The organism is Sphingomonas sp., assembly GCF_025362505.1.
Taxonomy (GTDB): domain Bacteria; phylum Pseudomonadota; class Alphaproteobacteria; order Sphingomonadales; family Sphingomonadaceae; genus Sphingomicrobium.
Genome location: NZ_JANYGG010000071.1, coordinates 12,738 through 32,430 on the forward strand (window position 1 = coordinate 12,738; position 19,693 = coordinate 32,430).

The 19,693-nt window shown below is 66.6% G+C and carries 18 protein-coding genes; 6 read left to right on the top strand and 12 right to left on the bottom strand.

The annotated features are described in order from the left end of the window. Positions 1-9: 9 nt before the first annotated feature. Entirely contained in the window at positions 10-1,329 is a 1,320-nt protein-coding gene (locus Q0R27_RS06830) for a dicarboxylate/amino acid:cation symporter (protein WP_293942679.1), read from the top strand. 4 nt (positions 1,330-1,333) lie between these two features. Here Q0R27_RS06830 and recA read toward each other — a convergent pair whose 3' ends face one another. Next, positions 1,334-2,401, bottom strand: coding sequence for a recombinase RecA (gene recA / locus Q0R27_RS06835; RefSeq protein WP_293942752.1), 1,068 nt, complete (start codon positions 2,399-2,401; stop codon positions 1,334-1,336). Between the two features lie 368 nt (positions 2,402-2,769). Here recA and Q0R27_RS06840 point away from each other — a divergent pair, with 368 nt between their 5' ends. Continuing rightward, complete coding sequence (locus Q0R27_RS06840; protein ID WP_293942682.1) at positions 2,770-4,008, top strand: multidrug effflux MFS transporter; 1,239 nt, start codon at positions 2,770-2,772, stop codon at positions 4,006-4,008. 7 nt (positions 4,009-4,015) lie between these two features. On the opposite strand, the gene mscL is transcribed toward Q0R27_RS06840, so the two are convergent. From mscL to dapA, 7 genes are all read right to left on the bottom strand, one after another. Continuing rightward, positions 4,016-4,438: a large conductance mechanosensitive channel protein MscL gene (gene mscL / locus Q0R27_RS06845; protein ID WP_293942754.1), complete on the bottom strand. Its 423-nt coding sequence runs from the start codon at positions 4,436-4,438 to the stop codon at positions 4,016-4,018. An 83-nt stretch (positions 4,439-4,521) separates the two neighbouring features. Then, the gene (locus tag Q0R27_RS06850) at positions 4,522-4,878 is read right to left on the bottom strand and encodes a response regulator (protein ID WP_366079988.1); all 357 of its coding nucleotides are present in this window, start codon (positions 4,876-4,878) and stop codon (positions 4,522-4,524) included. Positions 4,879-4,920: 42 nt separating this feature from the next. Next, the gene (locus Q0R27_RS06855; RefSeq protein WP_293942758.1) at positions 4,921-7,218 is read right to left on the bottom strand and encodes a response regulator; all 2,298 of its coding nucleotides are present in this window, start codon (positions 7,216-7,218) and stop codon (positions 4,921-4,923) included. An 81-nt stretch (positions 7,219-7,299) separates the two neighbouring features. Then, the gene (locus Q0R27_RS06860) at positions 7,300-9,306 is read right to left on the bottom strand and encodes a M13-type metalloendopeptidase (protein ID WP_293942760.1); all 2,007 of its coding nucleotides are present in this window, start codon (positions 9,304-9,306) and stop codon (positions 7,300-7,302) included. Between the two features lie 144 nt (positions 9,307-9,450). Further along, positions 9,451-10,008, bottom strand: a complete 558-nt coding sequence (locus tag Q0R27_RS06865) for a DUF2062 domain-containing protein (RefSeq protein ID WP_293942685.1) — start codon at positions 10,006-10,008, stop codon at positions 9,451-9,453. 4 nt (positions 10,009-10,012) lie between these two features. Beyond that, entirely contained in the window at positions 10,013-10,495 is a 483-nt protein-coding gene (gene smpB / locus Q0R27_RS06870) for an SsrA-binding protein SmpB (RefSeq protein WP_293942688.1), read from the bottom strand. Between the two features lie 45 nt (positions 10,496-10,540). Next, positions 10,541-11,416, bottom strand: a complete 876-nt coding sequence (gene dapA, locus Q0R27_RS06875) for a 4-hydroxy-tetrahydrodipicolinate synthase (RefSeq protein WP_293942691.1) — start codon at positions 11,414-11,416, stop codon at positions 10,541-10,543. 88 nt (positions 11,417-11,504) lie between these two features. On the opposite strand from dapA, the gene Q0R27_RS06880 reads away from it, so the two are divergent. After that, on the top strand, positions 11,505-13,484 hold the full coding sequence (locus Q0R27_RS06880) for a lytic transglycosylase domain-containing protein (protein ID WP_293942694.1): 1,980 nt from the start codon (positions 11,505-11,507) through the stop codon (positions 13,482-13,484). After that, positions 13,484-13,993: a transcription elongation factor GreB gene (gene greB, locus Q0R27_RS06885; RefSeq protein ID WP_293942697.1), complete on the top strand. Its 510-nt coding sequence runs from the start codon at positions 13,484-13,486 to the stop codon at positions 13,991-13,993. The genes Q0R27_RS06880 and greB overlap by 1 nt, the downstream gene beginning before the upstream one ends. Before the next feature lie 70 nt (positions 13,994-14,063). On the opposite strand, the gene Q0R27_RS06890 is transcribed toward greB, so the two are convergent. Genes Q0R27_RS06890 through Q0R27_RS06900 form a run of 3 tightly spaced genes read right to left on the bottom strand, consistent with a single transcriptional unit; the run spans position 14,064 to position 16,873 of the window. Further along, positions 14,064-15,422 carry a tetratricopeptide repeat protein gene (locus tag Q0R27_RS06890; RefSeq protein ID WP_293942699.1) on the bottom strand — a complete coding sequence of 453 codons (1,359 nt, stop codon included), beginning with the start codon at positions 15,420-15,422 and terminating at the stop codon, positions 14,064-14,066. 28 nt (positions 15,423-15,450) lie between these two features. Beyond that, the gene (locus Q0R27_RS06895) at positions 15,451-16,140 is read right to left on the bottom strand and encodes a hypothetical protein (protein ID WP_293942702.1); all 690 of its coding nucleotides are present in this window, start codon (positions 16,138-16,140) and stop codon (positions 15,451-15,453) included. A gap of 13 nt (positions 16,141-16,153) precedes the next feature. Then, entirely contained in the window at positions 16,154-16,873 is a 720-nt protein-coding gene (locus Q0R27_RS06900; protein ID WP_293942705.1) for a ParA family protein, read from the bottom strand. Between the two features lie 152 nt (positions 16,874-17,025). On the opposite strand from Q0R27_RS06900, the gene Q0R27_RS06905 reads away from it, so the two are divergent. Further along, positions 17,026-17,904, top strand: a complete 879-nt coding sequence (locus Q0R27_RS06905; protein ID WP_293942708.1) for an SPOR domain-containing protein — start codon at positions 17,026-17,028, stop codon at positions 17,902-17,904. Positions 17,905-17,913: 9 nt separating this feature from the next. Here Q0R27_RS06905 and serB read toward each other — a convergent pair whose 3' ends face one another. Continuing rightward, positions 17,914-18,768 (bottom strand): phosphoserine phosphatase SerB, encoded by an 855-nt coding sequence (gene serB / locus Q0R27_RS06910; protein WP_366079995.1) that lies wholly within the window; start codon positions 18,766-18,768, stop codon positions 17,914-17,916. On the opposite strand from serB, the gene miaA reads away from it, so the two are divergent. Then, complete coding sequence (gene miaA, locus Q0R27_RS06915) at positions 18,758-19,687, top strand: tRNA (adenosine(37)-N6)-dimethylallyltransferase MiaA (RefSeq protein ID WP_293942711.1); 930 nt, start codon at positions 18,758-18,760, stop codon at positions 19,685-19,687. The genes serB and miaA overlap by 11 nt on opposite strands. Positions 19,688-19,693: the final 6 nt, after the last annotated feature.

Below are 19,693 nucleotides of genomic sequence, written 5' to 3' on the forward strand. Positions count from 1 at the left end.
GGATCCGGCTTGGCCAAGAAACTGACGCGCTTCATCCTGTTCGCGCTTGTGCTGGGAATCATCGCCGGCTGGGCGATCAATTCGGCGATCGACGACGGTACGCCGACGGCGGCGGCGCAACTCAAGGATATCGCCGGCTATTTCTCGATCGTCACCGCGCTGTTCCTGCGGCTGATCAAGATGATCATCGCGCCGCTGGTGTTCTCGACCTTGGTCGTCGGGATAGCGCACATGGGCGACGTCGCCACGCTCGGACGCGTCGGCTTGCGCTCGCTCGGCTGGTTCATCTTCGCCAGCCTGATTTCGCTGTCGCTCGGGCTGGTGCTCGTCAACCTGCTCCAGCCAGGCGTCGGGATCGGCCTGCCACTGCCCGACGTCACCGCCGCGAGCGGCCTCGACAAGGCGGCGTTCAACCTCAAGGACTTCATCAGCCACCTCGTGCCGGCTTCGGTGATCGACGCGATGGCGAAGAACGAGATCTTGCCGATCGTCATCTTCTCGCTCTTCTTCGGGGTCGCGATCACGGCGCTCGGCGAACGCGCGCGGCCGCTGGTGCGCGGAATCGAGGCGCTGGTCCAGGTCATGCTGCAGGTCACCGACTATGTCATGCGCGTGGCGCCGTTCGCGGTGTTCGCGGCGGTGGCGAGCGCGATCGTCGAGCAGGGCCCGAGCGTTTTGTTCAGCCTCGGGCGGTTCGTCGGCAGCTTCTATTTCGGGCTGGCGCTGCTGTGGGGGATCCTGATCGGGATTGCGTTCCTCGCGCAGGGACGGCGAGCGCGTGATCTGCTGCGCTATATCCGCGACCCGATCGTACTGGCCTTCTCGACCGCCTCGTCGGAGGCCGCCTATCCGCGCACGCTCGAGGCGCTCGAGCGGTTCGGGGTGCCGCCGCGGATCGCCAGCTTCGTCCTGCCGCTGGGCTATTCGTTCAACCTCGACGGGTCGATGATGTACATGACCTTCGCGTCGATCTTCATTGCGCAGGCCTATGGCATCGACCTCAGCATCGGGCAGGAAATCACCATGCTGCTGGTGCTGATGATCACGTCGAAGGGCATGGCGGGTGTCCCGCGCGCAAGCCTCGTCGTGATCGCCGCCACGCTGTCGATGTTCCGTATTCCCGAGGCCGGGCTGCTGCTGATCCTGGCGGTCGACCATTTCCTCGACATGGGGAGGTCGGCGACCAATGTCGTCGGCAATGCCGTCGCGGCGGTGCTCGTCGCCGGCTGGGAGGGTGAGCTCGACCCCGAGCGACCGATCGACGTCGAGCCGCCGCATGCACCGAGCCACATGCCGCCGCTGGCTCCCGGCACCGAGCCGGGAGCCTGACGGATCATTCGTCGTCGGGCGTGTCGCCGACCATCAGTGCTTCACCAACCTCGTCCTTCTTGCCGCGCACCGCATTTTCGATGCGCAGGGCGATCTCGGGATTTTCCTTGAGATAGGTCTTGGCGTTCTCGCGGCCCTGACCGATGCGAACCGAATCGTAGCTGAGCCAGGCGCCCGACTTGTCGACGATTCCGGCCTTGACCCCGAGATCGAGAATTTCGCCGACTTTCGAGATGCCCTCGCCGTACATGATGTCGAATTCGACCTGCTTGAACGGCGGCGCGACCTTGTTCTTGACGACCTTCACCCGGGTGGTGTTGCCCACGATATCGTCGCGGTCCTTGATCTGGCCGGTGCGGCGGATGTCGAGGCGGACGCTGGCGTAGAATTTAAGCGCGTTGCCGCCGGTCGTGGTCTCGGGATTGCCGTACATCACGCCGATCTTCATCCGCAGCTGGTTGATGAAGATGACGATGCACTTGGAGCGGCTGATCGAACCGGTCAGCTTGCGCAGCGACTGGCTCATCAAGCGGGCCTGAAGGCCGACATGGCTGTCGCCCATCTCGCCCTCGATCTCGGCGCGGGGAACGAGCGCGGCGACCGAATCGATCACCAGCACGTCGATCGCGTTCGACCGGACCAGCGTATCGACGATCTCGAGCGCCTGCTCGCCGGTGTCGGGCTGCGAGACGATGAGATTGTCGATGTCGACGCCCAGTTTCTTGGCGTAACCCGGGTCGAGCGCATGTTCGGCATCGACGAAGGCGGCGGTCCCGCCGTTCTTCTGCGCCTCGGCGATCACATGGAGCGCAAGGGTGGTCTTGCCCGAGCTTTCCGGACCGTAGACCTCGATCACGCGGCCGCGTGGCAGTCCGCCGACACCGAGTGCGATGTCGAGCCCGAGGCTGCCGGTCGAAATCGTCTCGATCTCGATCTGCTCGCGGCTGCCGAGCTTCATCGCCGAGCCCTTGCCGAATGCGCGGTCGATCTGCGCAAGCGCGGCCTCGAGGGCCTTTTGACGATCCATGCTCACTTTATCTTCACCCGCTACGACTTTCAGATTGGCTGCCATGACCCCGGTCCTCCCGTCAACAATGCTCATTTCGCATATCCGCGATTTGAGTGGCGTACATCATCTGTTCCATGAGAACAAGTGGCGAACAAAGTTCCGAACATGGACAAGATGGACACTACAAGCCCTGTGCGCGGATCGACTTTGACGGTTGCGATCCGACGCGGTGTCGAAAAAGCAAAGGCGGGTCCCGGGTCAAGCCCGGGATGACGGGCGTCGCAAGATTGGATCATCGATGGTCTCCCCGAGCGGGTGACCGAGCGCGACGATGGTAACAGCAAAGGACGGCGTAGGAAATAACGCAAAAACGCGACTCCAATCACCTCTTCGTTTGTTGCACTTGCGAACAAAAAGGCCCAGCACGCGCTATGCTTGAATCTGCCCTTGCCGGTCCGACGGCCCGTTCCCGTCTCGGCCAGCGAGAGAGCGTCGTGCTGCTCGCAGCGTTGATGGCGTTGAATGCGATCGGGATCGACGCGATGCTCCCGGCACTGCCGGCGATCGCGCGCCAGTTCAGGGTGGCAAGCGAGAATGACCAGCAGTTGGTGATCATCCTCTACATGCTGGGATTCGGAGTTGGACAGCTGTTCTGGGGACCACTTGGCGACCGGTTCGGCCGGCGGCCGATGCTGGTGACGGGTCTTTCGCTCTACGCCCTGCTCGCGCTCGGGTGCGGATTCGCGACCAGCTTCACCTGGCTCCTCGCCGGGCGGGTCGCGATGGGCGCGGTGGCGGCGTCGACGCGGGTGCTGGTGATCGCGATGGTGCGCGACCTGTTCGAGGGCGAGGCGATGGCACGGGTGATGAGCCTGGTGTTCATGATCTTCATGGTCGTGCCCGTAGTCGCTCCGTCGCTCGGCCAAGCGGTGCTGGCCTTCGCCCCGTGGCAGGCGATCTTCATCGTCCTGGCAATTTACGCGCTTGCGATCCTGGGCTGGGCGTTCGTGAGGCTGCCCGAGACGCTCCACCCCGAAGACCAGCGATCGCTCGATCCATCGGTCATTCTGCAGGGTGTTCGGCTAGTGGTCCAGGATCGGCTGGCAATCGGCTACACGCTGGCGGGGACGGCGCTGTTCGGCGCACTGTCGGCCTATGTCGCGACGATGCAGCAGATCACCGCCGACGTGTTTCACGCGGCCCAGCTGGTCCCGCTGGTGTTCGCCGCCTGCGCCGCGCCGATGTCGGCGGCGGCTTTCACGAATTCGAGGATCGTCGGTCGGTTCGGATTGCGCCGGGTCGGTCACGCCGGGCTGATCGCGCTCGTCGCGGTAGGCGCGCTGCATTGGGCGCTGGCCGTTGCGGGACAGGAGAGCCTTGGGTTGTTCATCGTCCTGCAGGGCGTGGCGCTGGTCGCCTTCGCGCTGTGCTCGTCGAATTTCGGGGCGCTGGCGATGACCAACATGGGGCATTTCGCCGGGACGGCCTCGTCGGTCCAGGGCGTGATCAGCACGGTCGGCGGCGCCTTGATCGGGCTCGTCATCGGCCGCGCGTTCGATGGCACCGTCGTGCCGTACCTCGCCGGCCTGACCCTCACCGCCTGCGCGGCGCTGGTGATCGTCGCCGTGACCGAGCGGGGGCGGCTGATGGAGCCGCTCCCGGCCGGCTAACGGGCGGTCAGGCCCGGCGCTTCAGTTCGTCGCGGATTTCGCGCAGCAGCGTGACTTCCTCCGGCGCAACGACGACGACTTCCGCGGGGGGCATGGCGCGCTCGGCGGCCTTGACCATCAGATAGATGATGTAGCCGAGGATGGCGAAGGCAACGAGCGCGGTGACGAACGCGCCGTAGCCAAGCACGGGTACACCGCCGGCCTTGAGCCCGGCATAGGTCATTGGCCCGTGATACGTGTCAGGAACTGGCTTCAACAGCATGTAATAGTTGGAGAAGTCGAGCCCGCCGAAGATCGCGCCGACGACCGGCATGATGATGTCTTCGGTCAGGCTGGTGACGATCTTGGCGAACGCCGTGCCGATGATCACGGCGACGGCGAGGTCGAGGACGTTGCCCTTGGCAATGAATGCGCGAAATCCGGACATGATTTTCTCCCCGGGGTTCGGCACGAGGCGTCGCGACGGATCCCCCGGCGACAATAGCAGCTTTTATCGGCGAGCGCGCTCCGGCTTCAGCCCGCGAGTGCCTCGACGATTGCGGGGGTGACGCGGTCGATGGTGTACGGCTTGTCGATCATCGGGACGGCGGCGAACTCGGCCGGCGGTGGGTCGATATAGCCACCCGAAGCGATGACGAACGGGATACCCTTGGCGCGAAGGTCGGTCGCGACCGGCCAGACGTATTCGCCCTTGAGGTTGACGTCGAGAATGGCAAGGTCGAAGCCTCCTTCCGCGACGGCGGTGCGAGCCTCGTCGACGCTCTCGCAGATCCCCTTGACCTTGTGGCCGAGCGAATCGAGGAAGTCCTCGAGCATCATCGCGATGAGCGGCTCATCCTCGACGATCAATATAGTGTGCTGCGTCCCCACGATATGCTGCAATAGCAGCCGTTTGGCCACACGCAAGCGGGGTTATTTCGCACTCAAAACCTTGCGCGCCGCCTCGGCCAGTTCCTGGACCGAGAACGGCTTAGGCAGGAAGGCGACATTGTCGATGTCGATCGAATTCCTCAGCTGCTCCTCGGCATAGCCCGACATGAACAGGATCGGCAGGTTGGGCCGCGACTTGCGCGCCTTGCGGACCATCGTCGGGCCGTCCATCAGCGGCATGACGACGTCGCTGATCAGCAGCTCGATCGGTTCGCCGCGGTTGATCACCTCGAGCGCCTCCTCGCCATTGGTCGCGGTAATGACGGTGTAGCCGTGGCGGGTCAGCGCGCGCTCGGCGACAGTGCGGACCATCGGCTCGTCCTCGACCAGCAGGACGGTACCGGTGCCCCATAGCTCGCCGTCCTGCGGCTTGGCGGCGCGCGGGGCGCTCGCCTCGCCCTTTTCGGCGGCGTGGACCGGGAAATAGATGGTGAAGCGGGTGCCCTTGCCGACCTTGCTGTCGGCGAAGATGAAGCCGCCCGACTGCTTGACGATGCCATAGACGGTCGACAGCCCGAGCCCCGTGCCCTTGCCTACTTCCTTGGTGGTGAAAAAGGGTTCGAACACCTTGCCGAGGATGCCGGGCGCGATACCGGTGCCGGTGTCCTCGACCGAGATCGCCGAATAGGCTGCGGTGGGGAGGATGTCCGAGCCGAGCTCGGCGACCTGGTCGGCGCTGACGGCGTAGGTCTGGATCGACAGCACACCGCCGCCTTTCGACATCATGGCGTCGCGGGCGTTGACGGCGAGGTTGACGATGACCTGCTCGAGCTGGCCGGGATCGGCACGGACCGAACCGAGGTCGCGGCCATGCTTGAGCTGAAGCTCGACCGTCTCGCCGAGCAGGCGCTTGAGGAGATGCGACACTTCCGAGACGACATCGGGCAGTTGGAGGACCTGCGGGCGGAGGGTCTGCTGGCGGGAGAAAGCGAGCAGCTGGCGGGTCAGGCCGGCGGCGCGGTTGGAGTTGGAGCGGATCTGCTGAATGTCGTCATAGTCGCTGTCGCCCGGCGTGTGGCGCATCAGCATGAGGTCACAGTGGCCGATGATCGCGGTCAGGATGTTGTTGAAATCATGTGCAACACCGCCCGCCAATTGCCCGACCGCCTGCATCTTGGTGGCCTGCGCGACCTGGCGCTTGAGCTTGGCCTCCTCGCTATTGTCCTTGAGCAGCAGCAGCACCGCCGCGTCGCCGAGGCCGCGCAAGCCGGCGATGGTCAGCGCGACCGGCTCGGCGGGCTGGGAGGCGAGACGGACCGCGAGATCGCCCGACATCGCCGGCCCGCGGGCATTGCGTCGAATCGCATCGGCGACCGCGCCCTTGTCGTCCTTGACGACAAGATCGCCGGGATAGGCGGGGAGCGATCCCTTGAGGCCCCCGGCAGTGTGAAATGTCTTGTTCGCCGTGATGAAGCGCCCGTCGCGATCGACCAGCGCGAGGCCGACCGGGAGCACGTCAAGCAGCGCCTGAAGGTTGGCGCCCACTGCGTTGTTACCTGCCAATTCGCCTTGCTCGAACAGCAGGAAGGTGCCGGCGGCACTGTTCGTCGTCGGATCGATCGGGACGAGCACGGCGCGTAATGGTCCACCCTGTTCGCCCTCGGCAACGAGGCGCGCGCAATTGTCATCGCCAAGGTCGACGAGGTCGGCGAACAGCGGTGCCTCGGCCCCGGCACCAGCGGCGATGGCGCGATCAGTAAACAACTTGTTGGCGCCCAGCACTCGGCCATCATGATCGACGAAAGCCGCCAACACCCCGGCGCTGGCAAGCCGGCTTCCGGCTGCCCCGGCAATGCGGCGAGCGCCAACGCTGATCGGATCTGGCTGCAGTTTACAGGGGAAGCGCCATAGCAAAAGGTCACCGCGCGCGCCTGCTCGCTCGATGTCGACCGGGCTGTCGGGATCGAGCGCGGCGCTGGCCGATCCGTCGCGCCATGCGATCGCCTTCGCCTCGGCTAGCGCAGAGTCGCCAAGCGAGAGCGGCGACGGGGCATCCGGAAAGCGGTCGCGATAGGCGGGATTGGCGACGAGGATGCGGGCGTCGCCGTCGGTCAGCACGGCGGCGTCGCCCAGCAACGACAACGTCATCCCGAGCAGCGAAAGGTCGGGCACCGCGACCGCTTCCGCAGCCGGGATACGCGCGCCGCGCCGCTCGAGGACGAACACGGCTACCAGCATCGCGACGAAGCCGGCGAAGAACAGCAGCGCGAACCGCGGTGCGCCGATCACCCAGAATAGAACCGCCCCACTCGCCGCCGCCGCCGCGACCAGCGCCGGCACCAGCCAGCGCTGACCGCTGTCAAGCGCGCCTCCTTCGAGGAGGCGGGCGTCAAGCGGGGCGAGCGATTTTTGGAGCACTCCCTACCAGATACGCACCCGCTGGCTTGGCGCAAGGTAAAGCTTCTGCCCAGGCTGGGCGCCGAACGCCGAATACCACGGGTCCATGTTGCGCACGACGTTACCGCGCTGCTCGTTTGGCGAGTGCGGATCGGTCAGCAGCCGCTGGCGCGCGGCCTCCTCACGAATATTCTGGCGCCAGACCTGCGCCCAGCCGAGGTAAAAGCGCTGATCGCCGGTAGTGCCGTCGATCACCGGCGAGGCCGCGCCGCCCAACGAAGCGAGATAGGCGTCGTGGGCGACCGCTAGCCCGGCGAGGTCGGCGACATTCTCGCCCATCGTCAGCTTGCCCTGGACGTGGACGCCCGGAAACGGCTCGTAGGCGTCATACTGCTTGCCGAGCGCGTCGAGGCGCGCCTGGAAGGCGGTCGTGTCAGTCGGAGTCCACCACTTCACCAGCTTGCCAGTCAGGTCGTACTTGGCGCCCTGGTCGTCGAAGTGATGACTCATCTCATGGCCAATCACCGCGCCGATCCCGCCATAGTTGACCGCCGGGTCGGCGTTGGGGTCGAAGAACGGTGGCTGGAGGATCGCGGCCGGGAAGACAATCTCGACCATGCCGAAGTTGGCGTAGGCGTTGACCTCCATCGGGGTCATCCCCCATTCCCAGCGGTAGATGGGCTGGCCAAGCTTGCCGATGTTATAGCCATGCTCGAATCGCGCCGAGCGCATCGCGTTGCCGAGCGCATCGTCGCGGCGAACCTCGAGACCCGAGAAATCGCGCCAGCGATCGGGGTAACCAATTTTCGGCGTGAAGGCGGCGAGCTTGGCATGCGCGCGCACCTTGGTCTGGGCGCTCATCCAATCAAGCGTATCGATGCGCCGGTCCATCGCCGCGACGACATTCTTGACCAGCGCGTCGGCCGACGCCTTGGTTTCAGGCGGAAAATAGCGCTGGACGTATATCTTGCTGACCTCGTCGCTGAGCGCGCCGGTGGTGAACTCGACGCCGCGTTTCCAGCGGACCTGCTGTTCGGGCGTGCCCGACAGGACGGTCCCGTAGAAAGCGAAATTCTCCTTGTCGAACGCCGACGGGAGATAGTCGGCATATGCGTCGAGCGAGCGGACCAAAAGCTGGTCCTTGAGCACGGCAAGCGGGGTCGCGGCGATCAGCCGAGCGGTGCCGCCGATTGCGCTCGGCTGGGCGACGATGACGCTGTCGACGGCGGTGCCATTGGCCGCGAACATCGAACGGAAGTCGAAGCCCGGAGCGGTCCGGGCGAGATCGGCTACGGTCAGCTTATTGTAGGTCTTGTCGGCGTCGCGGCTGTCGATGCGCGTCCAGTGCGCCTTCGCCAAACCGGTTTCGAAGGCGAGGACGGCGGCGGCACGGGCGGCCGCATTGGGCTGCCCGGCGAGGCTCATCATCGTGGTCAGATGAGTGAGATATTTCGCGCGAGTATTGGCGAGCTTGGCGTCGGTTGAGAGATAATAGTCGCGGTCGGGCAGGCCGAGGCCCGATTGAGAGACGCCGAGCACGTAAATTTCGGGGTTCTTGTCGTCCTGGCCGACTCTGGTCGCGAACGGGGTCGTAATGCCGAGGGCGGCGGCCATGGCATAGAGCGGGGCGAGTTGGGCCTTCGAACCGACCGCGGCGATTTCGCCCAGCCACGGGTTGATCGGAGCGAGGCCCTTCGCCTCGATCCCGGCGGTGTCGAGGAAGGCGGTGAAGGCCGAGCCGATCTTGCTGTCGGGGTCGGCGGCGGCCTGCTCGAGGATGCCGTGGGTGCGCTGCTTCGACAGGTCGTCGAGCAGGTTGAAGCTGCCGTAACTCGACTTGTCGGCGGGGATCGCGGTCGTGCTCGACCAGGCGCCGTTGGCGAACTGATAGAAATTATCGCCCGGCAAGACGCTGCGCTCCATGCCAGCCGCGTCAAACCCGAACGTGCCGATCTGCGAACGCGGCGCCGGGGGTGCGGCGGGGACGGCCTCGCTGATCTGGGAGGGCGGCGACAACGGGGCTGCCACCATCGTGGTGCAGCCGGCAAGGATGGTCGTCGCGGCAAGCGCGGTGGCGAGGCGATAGGTCAAGGCAGTCCCCATGAAAACAGAGCGATTGACATGTCTTTGTCGCGTAACATGAGCGCGCGGTGAAGCGCTCGACAAACCGCTATGCTAGTTCGACGAACGGCGCTCGAAACGGCGCAAAGCGCGGCGGGCGCTGTACTTGCTGGTAATCCAGCGGCGCCAGAAGAAGGCGCTGCCTACATAGCCGACCGACGCGGCGGTGGCGGCGATGGTCAGGATACCGAGCGCGATCGGCCCCGAAGCGTGGTGGATCCAGAACAGAAAGCGGGCAATCTCTCCCGAGACCTGCGCGGCTGCTGCGGGATCGACGTCGGCGCCGCGACGCAGCTCCCACTTGCCGATCTGGTAAGCCGCCGCATACATCGGGACAATGGTCAGCGGGTTGACGACCAGCGTCAGCGAAGCGGCAATCGCGATATTTGCCCGCGCCGGCACCGCCAGCAGCGCCGCGACAAAAACGTGCATGAACGGAATGATGATTCCGATGCCGAGGCCGAGCGCGACCGCGCGCGGCACCGAGCGGTGGTTCATCCGCCACAAATTCGGTTGGCTGAGCGGGCCGGCGAACGGGCGCAGCAGCCGATGCTCGCCGATCGTTTCGCGGGTCGGGATATGACGGAGGAAGAAGGCCCTGACGGTGCTCATCGGGTCAGGAATCGTGGCGGAGCAGGCGGCCCTGCTCGCGCTTCCAGTCGCGCTCCTTCTCGACCTCCCGCTTGTCGTGCATTTTCTTGCCCCGCGCGATCGCCAATTCGACTTTGGCCCGACCGCTCGAGTTAAAATAGATTGATAGCGGGACGAGGGTAAGTCCCTGCCGGTTCACCGCGCCATACAATTTCGCGATCTCGCGGCACTTGAGCAACAGCTTGCGCTTGCGCCGCGGCTCGTGGTTCATCCGGTTGCCGTGCGAATATTCGGGGATCGACGAGTTGACGAGGAACACCTCGGCATTTTCGACCATCGCATAGCTTTCGGCGATCGAGCCCTCGCCGATGCGCAGCGCCTTGACCTCGGTGCCCTTGAGCTCGATCCCGACCTCGTAGCGTTCCTCGACATAATAGTCATAGCGCGCGCGCCGGTTCTCGGCGACGACCTTGACCTTGTCGAACGGGGTAGGAAGCGGCTTGCCCATCACGCGGCCAGATAGGGCGGTGTGGGGCTGAGCGCCAGTGCCGGGCTAGATTAGTCCGGCATGCTTGAGGGCCGCATCGACGATCTTTCTACTTTCGGCCGACGGTTCGGTGAGCGGCAGGCGCAGCTCGGTCGAGAAGCCGGGGCGGACGCGGCTGAGGGCATATTTGGCGGGGCCGGGCGACGCATCGCTGAACAGGGCGACGTGGAGCGGATAGAGCCGGTCCTGGAGGCCAAGCGCGTCGTCCCAGCGGCCTTCGAGCGTTGCCGCGTGCAACTCGGCGCAAAGCTTGGGCGCGACATTGGCGCTGACCGAGATGCACCCCACGCCGCCCATCGCATTGAAGGCCAGTGCCGTTTCGTCATTGCCCGAAAGCTGGCAAAAACCGGTGCCGCAGGCCAGTCGCTGGGCGGTCACTCGCCCGAGGTTGCCGGTGGCGTCCTTGATCCCGACCACCGAGGGCAGCTTCGCCACCTCGGCGAGTGTCTCGACCCAGATGTCGGAGGCGGTGCGCGACGGAACATTATAGACGATCATCGGCAGCGGCGAAGCGGCGGCAAGCGCCTCGAAATGCGCCAGCAGCCCGGCTTGGCTCGGCTTGTTGTAATAAGGCAGCACAATCAGCGCGGCGTCCGCCCCCATGCCGGCGGCGACGCGCATATGCTCGATCGCGGTGGCGGTGTTGTTGCTACCGCAGCCGGCGATGACCGGCACCCTGCCCCTGGCCTGCTCGATGGTTATCTCGAACAGGCGATGCTGCTCTTCGTGACCGAGGGTCGCGACTTCGCCGGTCGTCCCGCAGGGCACGAGGCCGGTCGATCCTTGCTCGATCTGCCACTCAACGAAGACTCGGAACGCCTCTTCATCGACACGGCCTGCCGCAAAAGGGGTCACCAAGGCGGGTATCGACCCGGAAAACATCATTTTTTTCCTTTTCGTGGAGTCCCGGGAAGCATAGAGTTCGGCAGACATTCGCCGTTGTTCACGGACTGATAAGGACCGGGCCGTCATGATGTCCAGTATGAGTCGCCTTGCCTTCCTCGTTCCGCTGCTGCTTGCCACGGGCGCGAGCGGGGCGATGCAGGCCGGGCTGGTGCCGGCGGTGTCGACTCCGAGCGTTTCGCCTTCCTCGGTCGACAGCGATATCGACTATGGCTTGAGTGACTGGCGGCGGCTGCGCGGCAGCGACGGCTATGCGTTCGCCGACTATGCGCGGTTCATCATGGCCAATCCCGGCTGGCCCGGCGAGACGGCGATGCGAAGATCGGCGGAAAAGGCGATGCGCCCCGGCGAAACCCCGACGACAGTGCTCGGCTTCTTCCAGTCGGTCCAGCCGCTGACCGGCAACGGCTTCGCGCGGCTCGCGGAATCGCTGGCGACGAGCGGGCGGGCGACCGAGGCGCTAACCGCGGCCCGGTCGGCGGTCGGGTCGGCTGACCTTGGCGCCTACGACGAGGCGAGCCTGATGGCGCGCTTTGCCGGGCAGCTTGGGTATGCCGATTTCGACCGGCGTACCGACGCGCTCCTGATCGCGCGGAAAACCAGCGATGCGACGCGGATGCTGGCGTGGAGCAGCGCCGCGCGAAGGCCGGCGTTCGCGGCGCGGATCGCGCTGCAGACCCGCGCGCTCGATTCGGAAACACAATATGGCGCGGTGGCGGCACAGGTCGCGAGCGATGCCGGCTTGTTGATGGACCGCGCTCGCTACCTGCGCGACACCGGCAACGAGGCCAGCGCGCGGTTCCTGATGGCGCGGCCGCACAGCTTCACCGCGCGGCCGGCCAACCTGGATGCTTATCTCGACTTCGCGACGAACCTGGCGCGAAGCGCGGCAGCGGATCGACAGTATCAGACGGCCTATGACATTGCGCGGCAGGTCGATGACCTGTTCCCGGCAGGCGCGGACGTGGCGCTGCAGCCGCTCGGGGTGCGGGATGCTTATACCAACCTGACCTGGCTCGGCGGAGAAGTGGCGCTGGTTTACTTGAACCGGCCGGCCGACGCGGTTGCCTTGTTCGATCGCTATTCGCGCGGCGGGCGCTCGCTCCAGGTGCTGACCAAGGGCGCGTACTGGGCGGGACGCGCGGCGACGACTGCCGGGCGGATCACTGATGGCAATGCCTATTATGAACGGGCGGCGGCGGTGCCGGAGAGCTTTTACGGCCAGCTCGCGCTCGAGCGGCTGGGGCGGTCGGTGCCCGCACCGGGGGGGCTTCCGGCGATGCTGGCATCCGATACGCAGCGCAGCCAGTTCCAGCAGAAGCGGATCGTCCGCGCGCTTCGCCAGCTTGGCGCAAGCGGGCGGCGGGACGAGCAGACGCTGTTCGTCCGATCGCTGTCGGAGGCGGTCAATAGCGACACCGACCGGGTGCTGACCGTCGAACTGTCACAGTCGCTCGGCCGGCCCGACCTCGCCGTGTGGACCGCGCGGTCTGCCCGGATCCAGGGCGCCACCTTCTATTACAAGCCCGCCTTCCCCGCTTACTCGGTCGGCGTCAGTGGCAAGAGCTGGTCGCTGACCCACGGTATCACGCGCCAGGAATCGAGCTTCGACCGCGACGCGATGAGCCCAGTTGGCGCGCGCGGGATGATGCAGCTGATGCCCAGGACCGCGCGCGAGCAGGCGGCGAAGATGGGCATGGCCTATGACCCCTATCGGCTGACCAGCGATCCGTCGTTCAACATGCTGCTCGGCAGCGCCTATTTCGCGCGGCTGGTCGATTATTGGGGCGGCAATTATCCGCTGGCAGTAGCAAGCTACAACGCCGGATCGGGGAATGTCCGCAAATGGATCGCGGCCAACGGAGATCCGCGCAATCCAGGGGTCGATGTGATCCGCTGGATCGAGGACATACCGTTCACCGAGACGCGCGGTTACGTCCAGCGGGTGCTCGAGAACAGCGTGGTCTATGACCGGCTGAACCCGACGCCGATGGCGGCCGGGCCGGTCCACCTGTCGCAATATCTCGGCAAATCGCGGCCGGGTTGATGGCCGATAATGAGGAGGGTGGCCGCCCTCCCCGCCTCATCACCCCGGCGGGCTTCGCGAGGATTCGCGCCGAATACACGCAATTGTTCGGGACCGAGCGGCCCAAGCTGGTCGAGACGATTTCATGGGCAGCGGGCAATGGCGACCGGTCGGAGAATGGCGACTACATCTATGGCCGCAAGCGGCTCCGCGAGATCGACCGGCGGATTAGCTACCTGTCGCGGGTGATGAAGCACGCCAGCGTGGTCGATCCGGCGGCGCAGGTCGAGCGCGATCGGGTGCGGTTCGGGGCGACGGTCGAGCTGGCCGACGAGGATGACGAGCGGCGCGTGCTCACATTGGTCGGCGAGGACGAGGCCGACGCCACCGCAGGGATGATCAACTGGACCGCGCCGATTGCCCGCGCATTGATTGGCGCCAAGATCGGCGACGAGCGGACGGTGATCCTGCCCGCCGGCGAGAAAAGCTACGGGGTCGTTTCTATCGACTACCCGACCCCGCGCGGTTAGACCTTTGCTTAGAGGCTGATTCACGCTTTCGGAGGAAGCGCCGAGCGCTTCCTCCTCAAACGATCAGCCTCTAGCGCGAGGCGATCTGCACGGGCGCATCGCCAGCAACGTTGCGGACGAAGCAGGCCGCGCCGGCGCGCTTGAGCGAGCCGCACAGATCGAACGCCTGGCGAGCGGAGCCGAAGCCCTGGACCGACAGGCGATAGACCGTGCCACGCTCGCCATCGAAGCGGGCAGCGAGCGGGGTGTATCCACGCAGGGTCGTGAAGCGGTTCGAGGCGTGGCGCCATGCGGCGGTAACCGAACCGCGCGAGGCGTACGCGCCGAGCTGGACGACCGCGCGGCTGCGGGCCTGACCGCTGGTCAGCGCGGCCCGGCGATAAAGCGCGCGAGCGTCGGTCAGCGCGGCGGCGCGCGGCGACAAGGAGGGACGCGGAGCGGCGGAGACACGGGCGGCCTTCGGGGTCAGCGACGCGGCAACATAGTCCGGGGCGGAACGGGTGCGCATGGCCACCGAAAGGGGTACCGGCTGCACCGCGACCGGTGCGGCTTGGCCCACGACGAGCGCGGGGACTGCGGTTGTGGCGACGGCGGTTTCGACCGGTGCGGACACCAAGGCCGGCGCGGGTTCAACGACCGGAGCGAGTGCGGCGAGGCGGGTTCCGGCATCCTTCAATGCGAGGCGTAGCGGCTGGCCAAGGTCGACCGCGGCCGGGGTGATCCCGGTCAGCGAGGCGACCTGGTCGGACGCACGCGCGGGCTTGGCGAGCTGCATCCACGACTGGATGCGCGCGTCGAGCTGGTCGGCGGGCACGTCCTGTGCGGCGACCGTACGAGCGCCGGTCCAGTCACCCGACAGGGCGAGCGCGAGCGCGAGATTCTGGCGAACGCGAGAGTCCGCGCCGACGGCCTGAGCGGCCTGCTGGAGCGACTGCGCGGCCTGCTGCGGTTGCCCGGCGAGTGCCAGCGCAAGGCCGTAGTCCGACGGGTCGATCACATTCTTCGCCGCGTCGAGGAACGACAGCGCCTGGTCGTTCTTTCCCTGGGCGACGCTCACGAGAACGAGCTTCAGCACGACCTGCGGCTGGTTGGACAGCAGGGTCAGTGAATCGCGATAGGCGGCTTCAGCCGAGGCGAATCGGCCACCGGCGAAATATGCGTTGCCGAGCAGGCCGCGGAAACCCGCATCGTTCGGGCTGCCGGCCACGGCGCGCTCGGCGAAGTCGATCGCGACCGCCGGCTGCTCGGCGAGCAGCGCTGCCTGGGCACGGGTGGCGAGGCCGATGTTGCGCGTGTCGGGCTTGCCGGCGAAATTCTCGGCGCGCCCGAAATTCGATGCGCTGCGGCCGCTGGGGCCGGCGCAGGCCGCGAGCGCGGCGGCAAGAAGAACGGCGCTGATCGCGGTGCCGAAGCGTAGGGTCGTATTCATCGAACGTCCTCCCTTATGGTTTTGGACTTCAACTTGCTTTTCTGATCGCCGGCGCTTGTTTCGCCATGCCGTCGAGTTCGGGCATGGCGGCCAGCAACTGGTCGAGTGCGTCGATCAGCAGCAGCTGCGCCGAGCGACCGTTGATGGCGCAGGCCAGGCGAAGCTTGAGGTGACGCGCCGGGTCGAGCCGCAGGGTAAAGGCCGACTTGGCCTTGGTGCCGGGAGCGGCGCGCGGCTTGGCAGCGCGGCGCGGTACCTCGACTGCATGAGCGACGATCGCGTCGGGTTCGATGGCCGGCTCGCTTTCGTTGGCGGGCGACGGCATCCGCGCGACCAGAGGCGCGGGCGCTTCATCGTCCATCATCTCGGCGGTCGGATCGGTCTCGTCCTCTTCGCCCGGCTCGAGATCGTAACCGGCGAAGCGGTCGGCGAGCTCGGCCTGCTGAGTGCGGACAGGCGACGGTGCCAACGGAGTCAGCCCCGACAGCGGATGACGGATCACGCCTTCGGAGACCGAGTCGCCGAACGCATCATGGTCGTCGTCGCGGACCGCCGCGAGCACCGGCTTGGGCGGTTCGAAGCCCATGTCGTCCCAGCCAAGATCCTCGAGCGTGCCACCCAGCTGGCCGAAGCCCTGGGGACGCATCGCGGGGCGCGCCGCACCCTTGCGGGCGAGGAGGCCCGACGAGAGTGATGCAAATGCCTTGGGTTCAGCCACCGTACGCACTCCCTTACTGCCCAACAACGCGGCGACCGAACCCGCCTACCGGGCGCGGCGAAGCGATCGTCGCCGGACCTACGCCCGGGGCGGAGAAGACGGTGCGGCGGAAATTCTTTTCGAGGCGGTCGGAGATATATTCCCACAGCTCGACCACTTCTTTTGCCGAGCGGCTCTTGGGGTCGACCTCCATGACCGTGCGGCCGTCGATCATCGAGGCGGCAAAATCGGTCCGGTGGTGGACCGTGACGGGAGCCACCGTGCCATGCTGCGACAGCGCGACGGCGGCTTCGTAGGTAATCTTGGCCTTGGGCGTCGCGCCGTTTACGACGAACAGCAACGGCTTGCCGGCGCGGTCGCACAGGTCGACCGTGGCGCCGACGGCACGAAGATCGTGCGGGCTCGGGCGAGTCGGAATGACAATCAGCTCTGCGACCGCGATGACCGACTGGATCGCCATCGTGATTGCCGGTGGGGTGTCGATCACCGCCAGGCGAAAGCCCTGCTGGCGAAGCACCTCGAGATCGGCCGAGAGCCGGGCGACGGTGGTCTGGGCGAAGGCCGGCATATCGGCCTCGCGCTCGTTCCACCAGTCGGCGAGCGAGCCTTGCGGATCGATGTCGATCAGGCAGACCGGACCGGCCCCCGCCAGCTGCGCTTGCACCGCCAGATGCCCGGACAGGGTCGTCTTGCCCGATCCGCCCTTCTGCGATGCCATTGCCAGAACGCGCATTCTCTTCCCCTCGTCCACTGACGCTGTGCGAGAACCAACTGCGGGCAAAGCTCCTAAAGTCTGGTTAACGCCAAACGGACTTTGGCATCCGGGCATATTGCGCGACGGACCGGGTCGGCTAGGCTGGCGAGAAGTGAAATGGGGTAGCGAAGATGCGGGTGGTTTGGTTGATGGCGGCGGCGCTCTTCGTGGCGAGCCCGGCGACCGCGCAGAGCGCCAAGGTGGGAGTCGATGCCTGGGCGCAAGGTGATTTCGCCGGGGCGATCGCGGCATGGCGGCCACTCGCGGCGAAGGGCAATCCCGACGCGATGTTCAACCTCGGTCAGGCGTACAGGCTGGGTCGCGGGGTGCCGATCGACCTTGCGGCGGCGCAAGGCTGGTACGACCGCGCGGCGCACGGCGGCCATGTCGATGCGCAGACCCAGCTTGGGATGTTGCTGTTCCAGACCGGCAACCGCGCGGCGGGATTGCGCTGGCTGAAGGCGGCGGCGGACAAGGGCGAGGCGCGGGCGCAATTGCTGTATGGAACCGCGCTGTTCAACGGCGACGGGATCGAGCGCGATCCGCCGGCGGCCTATCGTTATGTCAGCAAGTCGGCGGCGCAGGGCCTCGCGCCGGCGAAGTCGACGCTGGCGCAGCTGGACGAGGTCATGCCGGTCGAGATGCGCCGGCTGGCACTGGCCGGAGCGGCGGTCGCTGCTGCTCCGCCGGTCGCGTCGAAAAAGGTCGGCAAGGGTGCAATCGCCAAGGCTGCGCCGATTCCCGTGCCCGCACTGACCATGGGTACCCCTCCGGTGACCGGCGGTGGCTGGCGGGTGCAGCTTGGCGCCTTCTCGCAGCGCGTCGGGGCCGAGGGTTTGTTTCGCAAGCTTGCGACCGGGCCGCTGGCGGGCAAGCAAGCCTATCTGGTCCCGGTGGGCGCGATGACCCGGCTCCAGGCCGGGCCGTTCGCGAGTCGAGCGGAGGCGAGCGCGGCGTGTTCCTCGCTGGCAGCGCGGGGGCAGGCCTGTTTCGTCGTGGCCGCGAAATAACGAACGGCGCTAGTCGAGCACCCACTCGGCGCTTGGAATACCCTGCGCCCACAGCAGCGCGTCGAGACCGTGGTGATCGAGCCTCGCGTCGGCGATCGCGGCGAGCGCGGGCTTGGCATGGTAGGCAACGCCCCACCCAGCCGCCTCGACCATCGCGCGGTCGTTGGCCCCGTCGCCGAGTGCCATCGTCGCGTCCGACGCGAGACCAAGGCGGGCGCGGGCTTCTTCGAGCGAGGCGCGCTTGGTCGTCGAATCGACAATCGTGCCATCTACCGTCCCGCTGAGCCTGCCGTTGCGGATCGTCAGCGTGTTGGCGCGCACTTCGTCGAAGCCGAGCATCGCGCCGACCGGTCCGGCAAAGGCGGTGAACCCACCCGACACGAGCAGGCAGGTCGCGCCATGCTGGCGCATCGTCGCGATGAGGGTCTTCGCGCCGGGGTTGGGCCGAACGCGCTCGGCGAGGCAGCGTGCGAGCACCGCTTCGTCGAGCCCTTCGAGCAGCGCGACGCGGGCCCGCAAGGCTCCCGCGAAGTCGAGCTCACCCTGCATCGCGCGCTCGGTGATTTCGGAAACCTGCGGTTTAACTCCGGCATAGTCGGCGAGCTCGTCGATGCACTCCTGCCCGATCATCGTCGAATCCATGTCGGCGACAAGCAGCGAGCGCAGGCGCGGGCCTGGCGTGATGGGCAACAGGTCGACCCCTTCCCAGCCCTCGCCCGGCGGCATGTCGCCCGCGAAATGGAGGTCGAGCGCGCTGCCATGCTCGATCCACGCGCCGCGCATCGCCCCGAACCGTGCGGCGGCGGCATCGGCCAAGCTTTCGTCGAGCCGTTCGGCTGCTATCAGCGTCGCAATGGTCAACATATTTCCTCCGCTGGCGCTCATCGCCGGTCCGACGGCGAGCGGCAAGTCGGCGCTGGCGATTGCGCTGGCCGAGCGCACTGGCGGGGTCATCATCAACGCCGACAGCGCGCAGCTGTACCGCGACCTCCGCATCGTCACCGCGCGGCCGTCGATGGAGGAGGAAGCGCGGGCGGAGCACCGGCTCTATGGCGTCATCGACGGCGCCGATCCCTGTTCCGCGGCGCATTGGGCGGGGCTGGCGCGGGACAAGATCGGGCGGGCTCATGCGGCGGGACGACTGCCGATCCTGGTCGGCGGAACCGGGCTGTACCTGCGCACCTTGCTCGACGGCATTGCGCCGATCCCGCCAATCGACCCGGCGGTGCGGGCCGAGGTTCGGGCGGCGCCGGTGGCTCAAAATCGCCTCGAATTGAAGGCGCTTGATCCTGCCGGCGCGGCGCGGCTCGGGCCGGCGGACACGACGCGAATCGCACGTGCGCTTGAGGTAGCCCGTTCAACAGGCCACCCGATCGCTGCGTGGCAAGCCGAGAAAGTCGGCGGCATCGGCGAGCATGTTTTGCTCAAGCCGCTGATTCTCCTGCCCCCACGCGACTGGTTATACGCCCGCTGCGACGAGCGATTCGCGGCGATGCTCGATGGCGGCGCTGTCGAGGAAGTCGCGGCGCTGGTCTCGCAAAATCTTGATTCTGCGCTGCCGGTAATGCGCGCCATCGGGGTGCCCGAGATCGCCGCGATGCTGCGCGGCGAGGCGGACCGGGCGGCGACCCTCGCGGCGGGCGCGCAGGCCACACGGCGCTATGCCAAGCGGCAGTACACTTGGTTCGCGCACCAGCCGCCGGCGTCCTGGCCGCGCTTCGCCGGACCGCTCGACGAGGCGGCGCGTCCCGAAGCGCTGGCGCTGCTCGGTGCGGAGGGTTAGCGAGGC